General features: G+C 56.4%; 15 protein-coding genes, 1 tRNA gene and 2 pseudogenes. 3 read left to right on the top strand and 15 right to left on the bottom strand.

Annotation, left to right across the window (positions count from 1 at the left end; all coding sequences use genetic code 11):
• Window positions 1-8: 8 nt before the first annotated feature.
• The 8 genes from mgtA to ruvC all read right to left on the bottom strand — a co-directional run bounded on the left by mgtA (window position 9) and on the right by ruvC (window position 8,724).
• A complete protein-coding gene (gene mgtA, locus B5F22_RS00775; protein WP_343223905.1) occupies window positions 9-2,663 on the bottom strand; it encodes a magnesium-translocating P-type ATPase in 2,655 nt (884 codons plus the stop codon).
• Between the two features lie 145 nt (window positions 2,664-2,808).
• Entirely contained in the window at window positions 2,809-3,795 is a 987-nt protein-coding gene (locus B5F22_RS00770) for an ATP-dependent 6-phosphofructokinase (protein ID WP_087389759.1), read from the bottom strand.
• Window positions 3,796-3,832: 37 nt separating this feature from the next.
• Complete coding sequence (gene purB / locus B5F22_RS00765) at window positions 3,833-5,269, bottom strand: adenylosuccinate lyase (protein ID WP_087389756.1); 1,437 nt, start codon at window positions 5,267-5,269, stop codon at window positions 3,833-3,835.
• 227 nt (window positions 5,270-5,496) lie between these two features.
• Window positions 5,497-5,775, bottom strand: coding sequence for a zinc-ribbon domain containing protein (locus B5F22_RS00760; protein WP_087229856.1), 279 nt, complete (start codon window positions 5,773-5,775; stop codon window positions 5,497-5,499).
• A 65-nt stretch (window positions 5,776-5,840) separates the two neighbouring features.
• Window positions 5,841-6,431: a sigma-70 family RNA polymerase sigma factor gene (locus B5F22_RS00755; protein WP_087389752.1), complete on the bottom strand. Its 591-nt coding sequence runs from the start codon at window positions 6,429-6,431 to the stop codon at window positions 5,841-5,843.
• Between the two features lie 100 nt (window positions 6,432-6,531).
• Window positions 6,532-7,593, bottom strand: a complete 1,062-nt coding sequence (gene ruvB / locus B5F22_RS00750) for a Holliday junction branch migration DNA helicase RuvB (protein WP_087369301.1) — start codon at window positions 7,591-7,593, stop codon at window positions 6,532-6,534.
• Between the two features lie 16 nt (window positions 7,594-7,609).
• Window positions 7,610-8,212 (bottom strand): Holliday junction branch migration protein RuvA, encoded by a 603-nt coding sequence (ruvA, locus tag B5F22_RS00745; RefSeq protein WP_087389750.1) that lies wholly within the window; start codon window positions 8,210-8,212, stop codon window positions 7,610-7,612.
• An 11-nt stretch (window positions 8,213-8,223) separates the two neighbouring features.
• Window positions 8,224-8,724, bottom strand: coding sequence for a crossover junction endodeoxyribonuclease RuvC (ruvC, locus tag B5F22_RS00740; protein ID WP_087389747.1), 501 nt, complete (start codon window positions 8,722-8,724; stop codon window positions 8,224-8,226).
• Between the two features lie 421 nt (window positions 8,725-9,145).
• On the opposite strand from ruvC, the gene B5F22_RS12185 reads away from it, so the two are divergent.
• Window positions 9,146-9,283 (top strand): hypothetical protein, encoded by a 138-nt coding sequence (locus B5F22_RS12185; RefSeq protein WP_158096562.1) that lies wholly within the window; start codon window positions 9,146-9,148, stop codon window positions 9,281-9,283.
• Between the two features lie 283 nt (window positions 9,284-9,566).
• On the opposite strand, the gene scfB is transcribed toward B5F22_RS12185, so the two are convergent.
• Window positions 9,567-10,928 (bottom strand): thioether cross-link-forming SCIFF peptide maturase, encoded by a 1,362-nt coding sequence (gene scfB, locus B5F22_RS00730; RefSeq protein ID WP_087389740.1) that lies wholly within the window; start codon window positions 10,926-10,928, stop codon window positions 9,567-9,569.
• A gap of 74 nt (window positions 10,929-11,002) precedes the next feature.
• Complete coding sequence (scfA, locus tag B5F22_RS00725) at window positions 11,003-11,146, bottom strand: six-cysteine ranthipeptide SCIFF (RefSeq protein WP_087229878.1); 144 nt, start codon at window positions 11,144-11,146, stop codon at window positions 11,003-11,005.
• A 158-nt stretch (window positions 11,147-11,304) separates the two neighbouring features.
• Between scfA and B5F22_RS00720 the strand changes: the two genes are divergently transcribed.
• Both B5F22_RS00720 and B5F22_RS00715 read left to right on the top strand, forming a co-directional pair.
• Window positions 11,305-11,757, top strand: a complete 453-nt coding sequence (locus B5F22_RS00720; protein WP_087390076.1) for a spore coat protein CotJB — start codon at window positions 11,305-11,307, stop codon at window positions 11,755-11,757.
• Window positions 11,757-11,948 (top strand): annotated as a pseudogene (locus tag B5F22_RS00715) (manganese catalase family protein); the annotation flags it as partial. The gene B5F22_RS00720 and the pseudogene B5F22_RS00715, both read left to right, overlap by 1 nt.
• Window positions 11,949-12,076: 128 nt before the next feature.
• Here the strand turns inward: B5F22_RS00715 and B5F22_RS00710 are convergent.
• The 5 genes and pseudogenes from B5F22_RS00710 to B5F22_RS00690 form a co-directional block, all read right to left on the bottom strand.
• Window positions 12,077-12,153, bottom strand: a tRNA-Pro gene (locus B5F22_RS00710).
• A 138-nt stretch (window positions 12,154-12,291) separates the two neighbouring features.
• Window positions 12,292-12,975, bottom strand: a complete 684-nt coding sequence (locus B5F22_RS00705) for an ElyC/SanA/YdcF family protein (RefSeq protein ID WP_087389737.1) — start codon at window positions 12,973-12,975, stop codon at window positions 12,292-12,294.
• Window positions 12,976-13,094: 119 nt separating this feature from the next.
• On the bottom strand, window positions 13,095-13,637 hold the full coding sequence (locus tag B5F22_RS12710; protein WP_275532464.1) for a methylated-DNA--[protein]-cysteine S-methyltransferase: 543 nt from the start codon (window positions 13,635-13,637) through the stop codon (window positions 13,095-13,097).
• Window positions 13,570-13,989 (bottom strand): annotated as a pseudogene (locus tag B5F22_RS00695) (NifB/NifX family molybdenum-iron cluster-binding protein); the annotation flags it as partial. The pseudogene B5F22_RS00695 and the gene B5F22_RS12710, both read right to left, overlap by 68 nt.
• Before the next feature lie 31 nt (window positions 13,990-14,020).
• Complete coding sequence (locus B5F22_RS00690; protein WP_087389729.1) at window positions 14,021-14,704, bottom strand: DNA alkylation repair protein; 684 nt, start codon at window positions 14,702-14,704, stop codon at window positions 14,021-14,023.
• Window positions 14,705-14,736 lie beyond the last annotated feature (32 nt).

Here is a 14,736-nt window from a genome sequence, read left to right as displayed (position 1 = left end):
CTCCTCTCTCAAAGTAGTTCACGGTATTTCTTGATATAGAAGCTTTTTGCCCATGTGACCAGCAACAGGTACAGCAGGACCACCACCACCAGGAAGATGAAATAAGGGATGGGCAGCGCAGTCAATCCGATGAGGTGCCCCATGGGGGTGAAGGTCAAAATGGTGAAAAACAGAATGCCCAGAGTTGTGACTAACATCACGGGCCGGGAAGGCCTGCTCTGGAGCAGCGGCACTTTTTTGGTACGGAGTAGGTGCAAAATCAAGACCTGTGTCCACATGGACTCCAAAAACCATCCCGTTTGAAATAGGGCGATAAATCGAAGCTGCTTCTCGCTCCCTGCCAGAGAAACATAACTTCCATGGCAGACGGTGGGACAGAGTACAAAGAGCAGGAAGGCAAAGGTCACAAGATCGAAAATAGAACTGATAGGGCCAAAAAAACGCATGAAACGGCCCAGTGTGCGCCCAGACCATTCCAGCGGCTGGGCACAGGCTTCCTCATCTACGTTGTCCCACGGGAGGACCAGACACAACATATCATAGAGCAGGTTTAGCAGCAACAGCTGCACCGAGGTCATGGGGAAAAAGGGCAGGAATACGCTGGCGATCACGATGGAAAAGATGTTTCCAAAATTGGAGGAAGCCGTAATCTTGATGTATTTGGATACGTTGGAAAAGGCTTTCCGCCCCTCCTGAATGCCTGCCTCCAGCACGTTGAGGTCTTTTTTTAGAAGGATGACATCGGCGCCTTCCTTGACCGCGTCAGCAGCTGTATCCACCGAAATACCTACATCCGATTCCACAATGGCGGGCAAGTCGTTCATGCCGTCCCCCAGGAATCCCACGGTATGCCCATTGGCCTGTAGGGTCTGTACAATCTGTACTTTCTGTTTGGGTGATAGCTCTGCAAAGACGGTGGTGCGTTCAATTTTGATGGGGAGCTCGTTGTCACCCAATTCCTCCAGCTCTGCTCCCGTCAAGGTCTCGGTGGCGTCAATGCCAAGCCTGCGGCAGATGGAGACCGCCACACTTTTTTGATCGCCCGTCAGCACACGAATACCCACGTGGTGGTCCTGTAATGCTTGGATGGCGGCGGCAGCGGTATGTTTGGGGGCGTCGAAAAAGGCCAGATAGCCCAGGAGAATGAGGCCTTGCTCATCTACCGTTTCCAGGCTCTCATGGCCCAAGGGCTTATAGGCAATGGCCAGGACTTTCATGCCGTCCTCCAGCATTTCGTCCACAATGGCATGGACGCTGGCAAGGCCATCGGTAGCCATGACGCTGCGCTGACCTCGATACTCCACGTGGCTACACCGAGAACACACGGCGTCAATGCTGCCTTTGACCAAGAGCAGCTTTTCCTCTCCCTGTTTCACCAGAATGCTGGCCAGCTTCCGGTCATAGTCAAAAGGAAACTCGTCCAGCTTTATGTACTCCGCTTCCAATGCTTGAAAATGGTCACCATGGCCCGGCATGTTCTGGCATGTGAGAATGGCATCATCCAGATGATTTCGCACCCCGGTATGGTACAGGCTGTTCAAATAGGCAAAGTCCAGCACCTGCTGGCTTTCGTTGCCCAGCACGTCCATATAATACTCCAGGGCAATGCGGTCTCCGGTCAGGGTTCCGGTTTTATCTACACAGAGTACATCCATGCTGCCAAAGCCCTGCATGGCATTGATGTTTTTCACCACTGTCTGCTTTTTCCCCATGGCGGAGCTGCCTTTGGCCAGACAGGCGTTGATGACCATGGGGAGCAGTTCCGGAGTCAGACCCACGGCCACAGATAGGGCAAACAGGAACGCAGAGAGCCAGTTGCCTTTGGTGGCGCCACAGGCGATAAAAACCACGGGGACCAGAGCGACCATGAAATGAATCAGGACCCGCGCGATGGAATTGGCCCCCCGGTCAAATCGGTTGTTGCGGCTTGCCCCTGAGCTGGAGAAACCGCCGTAGACAGTATCCGGACCCACGGCTAGGACCACGCCCTCCCCGGTTCCTCCGATGACGGAGGAACCCATAAAGGCCAGATTGCTGTACTCCGCATAGGAGCGGGCTGTTCCCTGGGAGAGTGTTTTTGCGTGTTTCTCCAGAATAGTGCTCTCGCCAGTCAGGACGGATTGGGAGACAAAGAGGTCCTTTGCATCTGTGAGACGAAGGTCTGCCGGGACACGATCTCCTGCAACCAGGCGAACGGTATCCCCCACTACCAATTGTGTGGATGGCAACCTGACCCACTGCCCATTCCGAAGCACTAAGACGTTTGAGGCGATCATCTTGGTGAGGTGATCTGCCACACGTTTTGCCCGCAGTTCCTGAGTAAACCGTACCACCCCGCTGATGAGCAGCATACTCACAATGAGGGTCACAGTAGTAAAATTTCGGCTGAAGTTGGAGGCCAGAAACACATCGGTCACCAGGGAGATGGCCGCCAAGACAAACAGAATGATGGAAAACGGGTTGATAAAGGCACGGCGCAAACGATAGAGCACCGTGTCCGATGCCCGGCCGGACAAAATGTTTTTACCATATTGTCCGCGACTGGCCTCTACCTGCTCGTCGCTGTACCCCTGTTGGGAAATGTGAAACTCTTTGTACAGTACATCGGTCCCGGTATATGCATAATCCAGTACACGTGGGTGAATGGTTCGATCCCCTTTCACTTGCCTCACCTCCATGTGGTCTAGTCTATCATACCATAGAATGGCCAGTTGGAAATCTTGCTTTTTCCTTGTTTTGCACCGTAGCGAAAAAATAGCCTCAAGCCAAACCTGTGGCTTGAGGCTATTTTATCAATCGTTGAATGAATTAGCCGTGGACGCCGGTGAGGTCACGGAGCATGCACAGGCTGCCCTCGTCAATTTCCTTCTTCATGCCCAGGGCTTCGTTGATGTCGTAGTCCACAATGTCATCTCCGTTCATGGCCACCACACGGCAGGTCTTGCCCTCAGCTAGGAGGCGGACAGCATGATAACCCATGTTGGTGGCTACCATACGGTCACGGGCGGTGGGAGAGCCGCCGCGCTGGACGTGACCCAACACGGTGACACGGGTGTCCAAAGCGGTGTACTCCTTGATCTGCTGGGCCACGCCGTAGCCGCCGCCGGGCACGCCCTCGGCCACGATGACCATGAAGTGGGTGCGGCCACCCAGACGGGCCTGACGGATGGGGGTGATGACGTCCCGCTGGAAGTCCACGGGCTGCTCAGGGACCAGCACCACGGTGGCACCGCAGGAAATGCCGACGGCCACGGCCAGGTGTCCGGCCCGGTGGCCCATGACCTCCACCACAGAGCAGCGCTCGTGAGACTTCATGGTGTCACGGAGACGGTCGATGCTCTCCAGAGCGGTGTTGCAGGCGGTGTCGTAGCCGATGGTGTAGGAGGAACAGGCGATATCATTGTCGATGGTACCGGGGATACCGATGACAGAGATGCCGCTCTCAGCCAGGGTCAGCAGACCACGGAAGGTACCGTCGCCGCCGATACCCACCAGGGCATCCAGGCCCAGAAGCTTACAGGTGGCCAGGGCCTTCTCACGGCCGGCAGACTCCTTGAACTCCAGGCTGCGGGCGGAGTACAGAATGGTACCACCCCGACGGGAGATATCGCTGACGCTTTCAAAATCCAGACGGGCAAAATCGCCGTTGATAAGGCCGTGATAGCCACGACGAATGCCGATACACTCAATTCCCATGTGCAGGGACGTTCTGACAACGGCGCGGATGGCGGCATTCATGCCGGGAGCGTCTCCGCCGCTGGTAAATACGCCGATACGATGCACTGCTGTATCCATGTTCATTCCTCCCAAAATATAAAATTGATGCGTGAAATTAAACCTTGAGTTCGGTGTGAACTCCAGTCAGAGCCTGAGAATGGGCCTCCAGTACGGGGGTGATGCACTCAGCAATGAAGTCCTCCACCTGCTGGGGGCAGCGGCCAATGTAGCGGGAAGGCTCCATGTGGGCCACCAGCTCCTCCCGGCTCATGCCGAAGAGGGGATCTTCTGCAATGAGGTCGATGAGGTTGTTGTTCAGGCCCAGGTCCTTCACATTGCGGCCAGCTTCCAGGGCGTGGACGCGGATGCGCTCGTGGAGCTCCTGACGGTCGCCGCCCTTCTTCACGGCGTCCATCATGATGTTCTCGCTGGCCATAAAGGGCAGCTCCTCCAGGATGTGCTTCTCAATTACCTTCTCGTGGACCACCAGGCCGGCGGACACGTTCTCGTAGATGTTGAGAATGGCGTCCACAGCCAGGAAGGCCTCGGGCACGGAGATGCGCTTGTTGGCGGAGTCGTCCAGAGTGCGCTCAAACCACTGGGTGGCAGCGGTGAAGGTGGGGTTCATTACGTCGGCCATTACATAGCGGGCCAGAGCGCAGATGCGCTCGCAGCGCATGGGATTGCGCTTATAGGGCATTGCAGAAGAGCCGATCTGCTTGCTCTCGAAGGGCTCCTCCACCTCTTTGAGGTGGCACAGGAGGCGCACGTCGGTGGCAAACTTGCTGGCGGACTGGGCGATGCCGGAGAGGGTGGAGACGATGGCGGAATCCACCTTCCGGGAGTAGGTCTGGCCGGATACGGGGACGGAGGCCTCGAAGCCCATCTCCTTGGCGATGCGGCGATCCAGCTCCTTGCACTTCTCGTGGTCCCCTTCAAACAGCTCCAGGAAGGAGGCCTGAGTTCCGGTGGTGCCCTTGCAGCCCAGCAGCTTCAGGTTGGCGATGCGGTACTCGATCTCCTCCAGGTCCATGAGCAGCTCGTTCATCCACAGAGTGGCGCGCTTGCCCACCGTGACCAGCTGAGCGGCCTGGAAGTGGGTAAAGCCCAGGGTGGGCAGAGCCTTGTATTTCAAAGCGAACTGGGACAGGTTGGACAGCACCCGCACCAGCTTGTCGCGAACCAGCTCCAGGCCTTCCCGCATGATGATCACATCGGTGTTGTCGCCCACATAGCAGCTGGTGGCGCCCAAGTGGATGATGGGCATGGCCTTGGGGCACAGGGTGCCGAAGGTATGAATGTGAGCCATGACGTCGTGGCGCAGCTCCTTCTCCTTCTGAGCGGCCAGGTCATAGTCGATGTCGGTCAGGTGGGCCTCCATCTCCTGAATTTGCTCCTGAGTCACGGGCAGGCCCAGCTCCATCTCGGCCCGAGCCAGCGCCACCCACAGCTTGCGCCATGTGGAGAACTTCTTGTCCGGAGAGAAGATGTACTGCATCTCATCACTGGCATAGCGAGACGAGAGAGGACTTTCGTAAATAGATTTGTTCACGGTGAAAAGAACCCCCTTATTGGATATGAGCAGGGAAAAACCTTGGATTCCCCACTTCGTTCAGGAACAAAAAACGGCTATCATTTCAATGTCCCGTAATGATAGCATTATATCACAGTTCGACAACCGGAACAAGACGTCCTTAGAAAAACGTTACCATGAACTGGACAAATAAAAACGGAGTTGCCGAGAAGGCAACTCCGTTTGGATGCAACAAAGATAGAGGCTTAGCCCTCTTCACGCATCTTGGCAAAGCACTCGCTGCAGTAAACAGGGCGGTCGGACTTGGGCTCAAAGGGAACCTTCGCCTCACGGCCACAAGCGGCGCAGGTGGCGGTGAAGTACTCACGGGGACCACGGGCGGCAGCCTTGCGAGCGTCGCGGCAGGCCTTGCAGCGCTGGGGCTCATTCTGGAAGCCGCGCTCAGCGTAGAACTCCTGCTCACCGGCGGTGAACACGAACTCCTGGCCACACTCTTTGCATACTAAAGTCTTGTCTTCGTACATGGAAATACCCTCTCTTTTGATGCCCAGAACCGGGAAATGCCTCTGCTGGGACTGTAATATTTGCGTCAGCTCTCGCTGAAATCGCCATAATATGGGGCAACCTTTCGTCGAATCCGTTGTACTGCGTTGTCTACAGACTTCACAGAGCGTCCGACGTGGCAACTGATTTCCTGATAAGAGAGTCCTTGCAGGAACAGGGTCAAAACCTGCCGTTCAAGACAAGACAAACACTTGGTGAGCTGTTCCATCCGCTCCGTCTCTTCCTCTCTGGAGATATAGAGCTCTTCCGGACTGGAACCGCTCTCTGCCTCAATGGAGTCAAAGGGGACGCTGTCGTTCAAAGGTGTGTGTTTCCCCCGGGATGCAGAGGTAACGGCGGAACGAATGCGATTGCGAATGCAGACGTCGGCAAAGGTGCGAAAGGTAGCGTCGCGGCTGGGGTCAAATTCACGGATGGCTTTGATCAGTCCGAACATGGCCTCCTGAATCAAATCCTCGCTGTCGCCGCCAGCCAAAAAGAAGGGGCGGGCGCAGATGCGGACCTGCCGCTGATAGCGCAGAACCAACACTTCCTCAGCCGTCAAATCGCCCTCTCTGGCCTTTGCACAAAGTGCCTCATCAGAATATTCTGTTGTCAACTCCTCAATGTCCTTCATACTGTAACCTTGTTTATTTTTATCACAAACTGGCGCAATTGTCAATGATTTTTATGCAAAATCTAAAAAGCATCTGGAAAGGTTCTGGAAAACCTGGCAATCAAAAGGAAAGTTGTTCCATTTCTCCTCGGTTGGGTGGTGTCAGTCCCAGGTGTTCAAAGGCCTTGTAGGTGACGCAGCGGCCCCGGGGCGTGCGGGTGAGAAAGCCCAGCTGCATCAGATAGGGCTCGTACACATCCTCCAGGGTGACGGACTCCTCGTTGATGGTGGCGGCCAAGGTGTCCAGGCCTACAGGCCCGCCGTTGTAATTCTCGATGATGCTCAACAGCATGCGGCGGTCGATCTGGTCCAGGCCCAGGGCGTCGATCTCCAGCGCTTGCAGGGCCCGATCAGCCACCCCCTGGGTAATGACGCCCCCAGCAGTGACCTGGGCGAAGTCTCGCACCCGCCGCAGCATCCTGTTGGCAATACGGGGCGTGCCCCTGCTGCGTCGGGCAATCTCCATGGCTCCGTCTGGCTCGATGGGTACGTTGAGAATGCCGGCCGAACGGGTGACGATCTCGCTGAGCTCTTCGGGGGTGTACAGTTCCAGCCGGAGGGTGACGCCAAAGCGGTCCCGCAGAGGGGCGGACAACTGCCCTGCCCGGGTGGTGGCGCCGATAAGAGTGAACTTGGGCAGGTCCAGGCGGATGGAGTTGGCGGAAGGGCCTTTGCCAATCATAATGTCAATGGCGTAGTCTTCCATGGCCGGGTAGAGAATCTCCTCCACCGAGCGGTTTAGCCGATGGATTTCGTCCACAAACAGAATGTCATTTTCCTGGAGGTTGGTGAGCAGAGCCGCCAAATCCCCCGGCTTTTCAATGGCGGGGCCGGAGGTGATACGGATCTGTACCCCCATCTCGTTGGCGATGATGCCGCTGAGGGTGGTTTTGCCCAGGCCCGGGGGGCCATGGAGCAGCACGTGGTCCAGGGGTTCTCCCCGCATTTTGGCCGCCTGGATAAACACCTCCAGGTTGGCCTTGGCCTTGGATTGGCCGATGTACTGATCCAGGGTCTGAGGCCGCAGAGAGGCCTCCCCGTCGTCCGCTGGGGTCAGAGAGGTGCTGACCAGGGGCTCGAAGTCCGACCCTTCATATTCGTGGTTGGAAAAATCAATGCTCATATCTGTCACACCTCATTTAGCGGACCATGCGCTTGAGTGCCTGCTTGATGATCTCTTCCAAGGTCAGCTGGTCCACATCCAGGCCCTTCAACGCAGCGGCAATCTCCGGTTGGCTGTACCCCAGGACGGCCAGAGCCGCCGAGGCCTCGCCGGTTTTGTTTTCGGGAATGATGGTCACGCCGCCGGCAAAGGCTTCCCCGCTGCTGGTGGTGAGCTGTCCTTTGGACAGCTTGTCCTTGAGCTCCAGGATGATGCGCTGGGCGATCTTTTTTCCGATGCCAGGGGCGCAGGTCAGGGCCTTTTCGTTTTCCGAGACGATGGCCAGAGCCAGTCCTTCCGGCGTATTGGAGGAGAGAATGGCCAGGGCAGCCTTGGGGCCTACACCGGACACTCCAATGAGCATCTGGAAGCTGGATAATTCGCTCTCCGTGGAAAATCCGTAGAGTTCAAAAATATCCTCCCGGACGTGGAGGTAGGTGTAGAGCTTGGCCTGTGCCCCGCGGGTCAGACCAGTCAGAGTATGGTTGGTGGTGCGGCAGGCATAGCCCACGCCGCCGCAGTCAATGACGGCCAGATAGGGGCCAATATGGGCCACCGTTCCGTTGAGATAGTAAAACATAGCTTGCTCCTTCAGGTATGGTTCATAGATCGGGACAGCAGCGAGGTGCAGCTGCGGGCGTGGCACAGGGCGATGGCCACTGCATCGGCGGCGTCATCCGGCTTGGGCACACTGGCCAGGTGGAGTAACTTTCGGGTCATCTCCATCACCTGCCGTTTTTCCGCCTTGCCGTATCCCACCACGGCCTGCTTGACTTGGGAGGGATTGTACTCCACCACAGGCAGACCGCATTTCTCTGCGGTCATTAAAATCACCCCTCTGGCTTGGGCCACGCCGATGCCAGTGGTGACGTTTTGGTTGAAGAACAGCTCCTCAATGGCCAGAACCTCGGGGTGAAACTGCCCAATCAGTTCTTCCAGGTCTGTGGCGATTTGCCACAGTCTGGCGGGCAAACGCACCCTTGCCGGGGTGTTGATGGCCCCACAAGCCACCAGTTGTTGCCTACCAGGCTGGGAGTCGATGAGACCGAATCCCACAATGGCATAGCCTGGGTCAATCCCCAATATCCGCACTCGGTTCTCCCTCCCCTGTCCTGGAAAATTACTCGAACTATTGTATCATAATTTGCCACCAGCCGCAAGGGAAAGGGCATACTGGGTACCCTGGACTTTTCAGCCCAAGGGGAGCAGAGAGAGCAGCTTTTGGCACAACCCCGGGAGAAGGTATGGAAGCAAATGACCTTGAAGAAAGTAGGAGAGACCAAACAGAGCCCCACAGCAGACCAGCGCAGACCATGGAGGCAGGAGTTTGGCCGAGGACTCCTGGGGGATACATTTGCGCAGCGCATTTGTAAACGACCACTTTGCCACATACAGGGTGAGAGGTAGCACTAGGATGGCGGAGACCCCGAAGAATAGAGCGCCCCATCCCAGACCAGAGAGGCCGAACATGGCGACAAAGCTGGAGCAGGCATAGCTGAGGAGAAAGCAACGGATGAGGAGCAAGCATGGTACCCCCACTACGCCGGGAGGCCCAAAACTCAGCAGCACCAACAGCAAGGGCCAGCAGAGAATGTCCCAAACGGTGGACCAGAAAGAGACGGAAGGAACCGACCCCTGGGCCACCGACTGAAAATAGCTGGCCAATTGGTCTGAAAACTGGGGATGACGCCCCCCAAGCGCAGCAAAAATGCTGCCCAGCAGTACGCCTACCAGGCAGAATATGCATAGAAAGAAGAGCGGGCCTCTCTCCCGCCGTTTCCCCTGCCCCCGGGATGTTCGTGGCGAATATAGCCGCTTGGGATGCGTCATCGTTTCATCACCTCTTGCTAACCTATGCATCCCAGGGGAAACTATGCAAAAGAGAATCGCCGCCCACTGTGAAAGGGGCGGCGATTAAATAGCCAGAAAAGAAATTAGACCATACCGGCGCGGTGGGCCTTCATGGCGATGGCGCACTCCAGACGCTTGCGCTGCATGTCGCAGCCAAACCGATTGGGAATCATCATGTCCCCGTTGACCTCCAGATTGGAGGCGGAGCAGCCGCCGCTGCAATAGAAGCGGGCCCAGCAGTCCTTACAGTCGGGGCGGGTGTAGATGTTCAGCCCGGCAAACTTCCGGGAGATGTCCATGTCAAAGGTGTTGTCATACACGTTGCCCAGCTTGTACTCTTCCTTGCCCACAAACTGGTGGCAGGGATAGATGTCGCCATCGGGAGTGATGGCCACATACTCGCAGCCAGCGCCACAGCCACGCATGCGCTTGATGACACAGGGACCTTGGGTGAGGTCCACGTTGAAGTGGAAGAAGTTGATGTCGTCCCGGTCCAGCAGCTCCCGGGCCAGGTTCTCGTACTCCTCCAGGATGCCAGGCAGGTCCTCTTCCTTGAAGGTGTAGTCATACTTGGCATCTCCCACCACAGGCTCCACAGATACGTTGCGGAAGCCCTGGTCAGCGATGTGGATGACGTCCTGGGCGAAGTCCCGGTTGTGACGGGTGAAGGTACCACGCAAGTAGTAGTCCTTGTCACCGCGCCCAGCCACCAGATTCTGGAACTTGGGGAGAATCACATCGTAGCTGCCCTTACCGTTGACGGTGGGGCGCATATTGTCGTTGACCTCGGGACGGCCATCCAGAGAGAGCACGGCGTTGGACATGTTCTCGTTGATGTAGTCGATGGTTTCATCATCCAGCAGGATGCCGTTGGTGGTGATGGTGAACCGGAAGTTCTTGTTGTGCTCCTTCTCCAGAGAGCGGGCGTAGTCCACGGTGGCCTTGACGGTGTCCATGGCCATGAGGGGCTCGCCGCCGAAGAAGTCCACTTCGATGTTGTGGCGCTTGCCGGAGCGGGCGATGACGAAATCGATGGCCTTCTTGGCAGTTTCCACATTCATGGTCATGCGGTGGCCGGTACCGAAGTCGCCGGTGGAGGCAAAGCAGTACTTGCAGCGCAGGTTGCAGTCGTGAGACACGTGGAGGCACAGGGCCTTGACGGGGGCGTCCTTCTGCATGAGCACAGCGGCCTCAGGGTCGATGTAGGTATCGTCCGTGAAGAGAAGCCCCTGCTGCTGCAGCTGGTAGAGATCCTCCCAGGCGCAGTTGAGAGACTCGCGGTCGTACTGGGGCAACTTGGCGGCCACCTCGTCGGGGCAGTGCTCTGCCATGGGGCCGTCCAGCAGGGACAGCAGGTCGTAAGCGGTCTGGTCCAGCACATGCACAGCACCGCTGTTCACATCCACCGCGATATTCGCGTCCAAACAGTGAAAAGTATGTACCATAATAACTAGTTCTCCTTCAAACACACAGAAAAAGGGTGGGACAAGGCCCACCCTTTCCGGTGTCTAATCAATGATTAGTGATTGTTCTCACACTTCTGATTGGCGACAGTGCAGGAAGTCTTGCAAGCGGACTGGCAAGAGGTCTGGCACTCGCCGCAGCCACCGTGAGCAGCGCTCTGCTTCAGAGTAGCACCGTTGAGAGTCTTGACGTGAGTCATGGATATCCCTCCATTCAGCTTATTTAATGGCATTGTACCACAGTTTTCACAGCATTTCAATATGCAGTTTTTGCGGGTGGCTGTCAACCTGGGTGAGGATGGCATAGGATGGTGTGGCATGTGATGCTAAAATGTTTGAGGAGGCTATTCTTTTGAATATGAACGAACCCACCAACCGCCCCTGTGGTGACGGGATGGGGACACTCCCATCCTGCGCGCCCTTGGCGGTCCCCTATGTTCCGTTTCAGCAGAACGGGAGCCAGACCTATTCCCAGCAGGACGCTCTGGCCAACGGCACCCTGTTTCCCGGCCTGAATCTGCCCTTCCAGATCAACGCAGTGGCGGCCACTCCGGCCCAGACTGGGGCCTTGGAGCTCCAGGCCTTGAGTTTTGTCCTCACCGAGCTGGGCCTGTATCTGGACACCCATCCCCAGGACAAAGAGGCGTTCGACCTCTTCCGGGAGTATGCCAAGCTGGCCAAGGAGGGCCGACGCCGTTACGAGGCCATGTATGGGCCACTCACCCAGCAGGCGGCGGCCAATCAGGACCAGTACACCTGGCTCAATGATCCCTGGCCCTGGGAGTATCGTCAGGAAGGAGGAATGCGCTGATGTTTGTCTATGAGAAAAAGCTACAGTACCCCGTGCGCATCAAGAACACTAATCCCAAGCTGGCTGCCCTGATTATCAGTCAATACGGTGGCCCAGACGGCGAACTGGGTGCTTCCCTGCGCTATCTCAGCCAGCGGTATTCCATGCCATGGCCAGAGCTGAAAGGGCTACTCACCGATATCGGTACAGAAGGGTCAAAATGATACCTATGGCCCCTAGAGCTTACGCTCTGTGCACCATAGGGTGGAAAAGTTCTATGAAAAAAGCCGCCGTCAAAGCAAAAAATAAAACACTGCTGACATTTTATCAGCAGTGTTTTTGGTCCGAGTGACAGGACTTGAACCTGCGGCCTCTTGACCCCCAGTCAAGCGCGATACCAAACTTCGCCACACCCGGATGTTCAATTTTGCTCGGTCGATTGACCTTAGATATACTAGCATACGAGAAAGAAAAATGCAAGAGGGAATTTGCGTTTTCTTGAAAAATTTTTTCGCCCAGGCGGCGGGGCTCAAAACTGCCCCGCCGCCCCAGAGGTTAACCGTCGTTGGTCACATCTCCGTCTCCACTGACGGGGATGGCTTCGCCTAGATAAGTAGGCTCAGGCTTCCAGATGGAGGTGAAGAAATCTTTGACCCGAGCCAGGACTTCCCGGGCATCTCTCTGCCACTGCCCTGCATAGTTCTCCCCGTCAGCGGCGACTCCATAGGCATCCAGCCCTAGAGCCTGGGCAATGTAGATGGCCCGATACAGGTGGTATTCCTGGGAGACAATGACCACCTTCTGGGCTTGGAAAATCTCCTTTGCCCGGTACATGCTCTCATAGGTGGAAAATCCGGCGTGGTCCATAAAGACGTCGGAGGACGGAACACCGGCGGCCATGGCATACTGCTTCATGGCGTTCACTTCGTCATAGCCTTCCCGTCCGTGATCGCCGCTCATCAGCAGTTTCGGTGCCACATTCAGCTCATAGAGCTCCACGCTCCGCTCCAGACGATCCGCCAGCATGAGACTGGGGGTGCCATCGGCCTTGACGCCGCAGCCCAGCACCAGAATGCAGTCCACGTTGGTCAGGTCTGCGGCCTGCTCTGCGGTGAGGATTCGCTCCCCTCCCACATGGGTGACCCGTGCGTTAATGGCAAATACGGACACAATGCCCAGCACCGTGCACGCCAGCACAATGCAGGTAAAAATCTTGGTGATACGCAGCAAGAGTTTCATTGGGGAATCTTCCCCCTTTCTGTATAGGTAGCCACAGTGTATCTTATTTGGCTACCGTTGTCCAGAAACAAATTGTGAATAAAAGCAGCGATAAGCCAAGACTTACCGCTGCTTTTTGATCATGAGGTATGGTTTTGTTCCAGAGATAGAAGAAATCGCTTTAGTTCCAGCCCTCCGGCGTAGCCACCCAAGGAGCCGTCTGCCCCAATGACCCGGTGGCAAGGCACCACCAGCATCATGGGATTTCGGTGGTTGGCCATGCCCACAGCCCGGCAGGCTTTGGGCTGTCCAATTTCTGCGGCGATATCCCGGTAACTGCGTGTATGGCCATATGGAATGCGGCATAGAGCCTTCCAGACCCGCTCCTGAAACGGAGTGCCATGAAGGGAATATGGGATATCAAAGTCCTTACGTTTGCCCTGAAAGTATTCCTCCATCTGGCTGGCCAGCTGCTGGGTCAGCGGTGTGGGGGTCCCATAGTCCAGAACCGGACCTTGCACAGCGGAGATAGAGACGATACAGTCCCCCGCCTGCTCGATGCGAAAAGAACCACAAGGGAAGGTGTATACAGCGAAAATCTCCGCTGCATTCCGATTATTCATGGGAGCAGTGGCTTCCATGGTCATGACCACCACAGCCATGGTCGCCACAGGTGTGGTCATGGTGATGGTGCTCCCCGTGGTGGCTGCACTTGACATCGGGGTTGTAGTTCAAGGTCTGGGCCAACAGTGCCTCTACTGCCTCATCGGCCTCGCCGGAGACACCGCCGTAGAGCTGAATGTTGGCGTTGGCCAAGGCATTTTGAGCGCCTCCGCCAATGCCGCCGCAGATGACGGCATCCACATGCAGGTCGCCGAGGAATCCAGCCAGGGCTCCATGCCCGCTGCCGTTGGTGTCCACGATCTGGGTGCTCGCCACGGCTCCATCTACGATGTCGTATACTTTAAATTGCTTGGTGTGTCCGAAATGCTGATAAATCTGTCCGTTCTCATAGGTAACTGCAATTCTCATGATAAAAACTCCTCTCAGTGTTTGGTATATAGATTTATTTAACCCGTAGAGAGCGCAAAAATGCCTTCTGTTCCGGGTCAATGCGAAAACTCTCCGTGGCCTTTTGGATGGTCTTGTTGTGAATCCAGGGGGAGAGTCGGTGTTGGATGAGATATGGTAAGGCGGCGTCCGGCTGCTTTACCAGGGCCTCTGCAAAGTACCACGCCACCGTCATTTGGACATAGTAGTCCTCTGCTCTCACCTCTGCGGCCCAATCCAGGTACTCTGGCGAAAAATATCTGTCCAGGTAGAAACGCAACAGAACGCCCAGGCCAAAGCGCACGGTATAGGTGTGGTGGGATTGCATCCAGGTCCACGCCTGGCGAGGCAAGGCCTCCGGGTGTTTTCCAAAGGCCTTGGGGCTGAGCAAATCACAGGTGGCCCAGTTGTCTACATAGGGTAGAAAACGGTTCAGGGCCTCTACGGTCTCCTCATATCCCCTGTGCTCACACAGCAACAGGCCGTGGAGGTTGTTTTCCTCGTAGTAGGTGTGGGGGAGCTGGTTGAGAAAGTGTTCCGCCTCAGGAGTGCCCCGCAATTGCTTTGCCAGTCGGCGGAGATCGGGCATGCGTACGCCGATGACCACGTCTGGGCTGACGGTGGGCATGAGTTTACACTGAAACTTCTGATAGGTCAAATCTTGCAGGGCGAACAGGCGCTGCACAATGGGAGTGTCCACGGTACCCCCTCCTTTTCTGAGGATACCATTAG

It is taken from the genome of Pseudoflavonifractor sp. An187 (assembly GCF_002160275.1).
Classification (GTDB): domain Bacteria; phylum Bacillota; class Clostridia; order Oscillospirales; family Oscillospiraceae; genus Enterenecus; species Enterenecus faecium.
The sequence above is the reverse complement of the archived record's forward strand: the minus strand, read 5'-3'. Positions and strand labels throughout refer to the sequence as shown.

Bases quoted from the DNA above. Each gene is read 5' to 3' on its own strand.
- B5F22_RS00760 (WP_087229856.1), bottom strand. From the start codon at position 5,775: ATGTACGAAGACAAGACTTTAGTATGCAAAGAGTGTGGCCAGGAGTTC.
- B5F22_RS00705 (WP_087389737.1), bottom strand. From the start codon at position 12,975: ATGAAACTCTTGCTGCGTATCACCAAGATTTTTACCTGCATTGTGCTG.
- ruvB (WP_087369301.1), bottom strand. From the start codon at position 7,593: ATGAGCATTGATTTTTCCAACCACGAATATGAAGGGTCGGACTTCGAG.
- B5F22_RS00720 (WP_087390076.1), top strand. From the start codon at position 11,305: ATGAACGAACCCACCAACCGCCCCTGTGGTGACGGGATGGGGACACTC.
- B5F22_RS12185 (WP_158096562.1), top strand. From the start codon at position 9,146: ATGAGGAGCAAGCATGGTACCCCCACTACGCCGGGAGGCCCAAAACTC.
- scfB (WP_087389740.1), bottom strand. From the start codon at position 10,928: ATGGTACATACTTTTCACTGTTTGGACGCGAATATCGCGGTGGATGTG.
- scfA (WP_087229878.1), bottom strand. From the start codon at position 11,146: ATGACTCACGTCAAGACTCTCAACGGTGCTACTCTGAAGCAGAGCGCT.
- ruvA (WP_087389750.1), bottom strand. From the start codon at position 8,212: ATGTTTTACTATCTCAACGGAACGGTGGCCCATATTGGCCCCTATCTG.
- B5F22_RS00755 (WP_087389752.1), bottom strand. From the start codon at position 6,431: ATGAAGGACATTGAGGAGTTGACAACAGAATATTCTGATGAGGCACTT.
- B5F22_RS12710 (WP_275532464.1), bottom strand. From the start codon at position 13,637: ATGACCACACCTGTGGCGACCATGGCTGTGGTGGTCATGACCATGGAA.
- B5F22_RS00770 (WP_087389759.1), bottom strand. From the start codon at position 3,795: ATGGATACAGCAGTGCATCGTATCGGCGTATTTACCAGCGGCGGAGAC.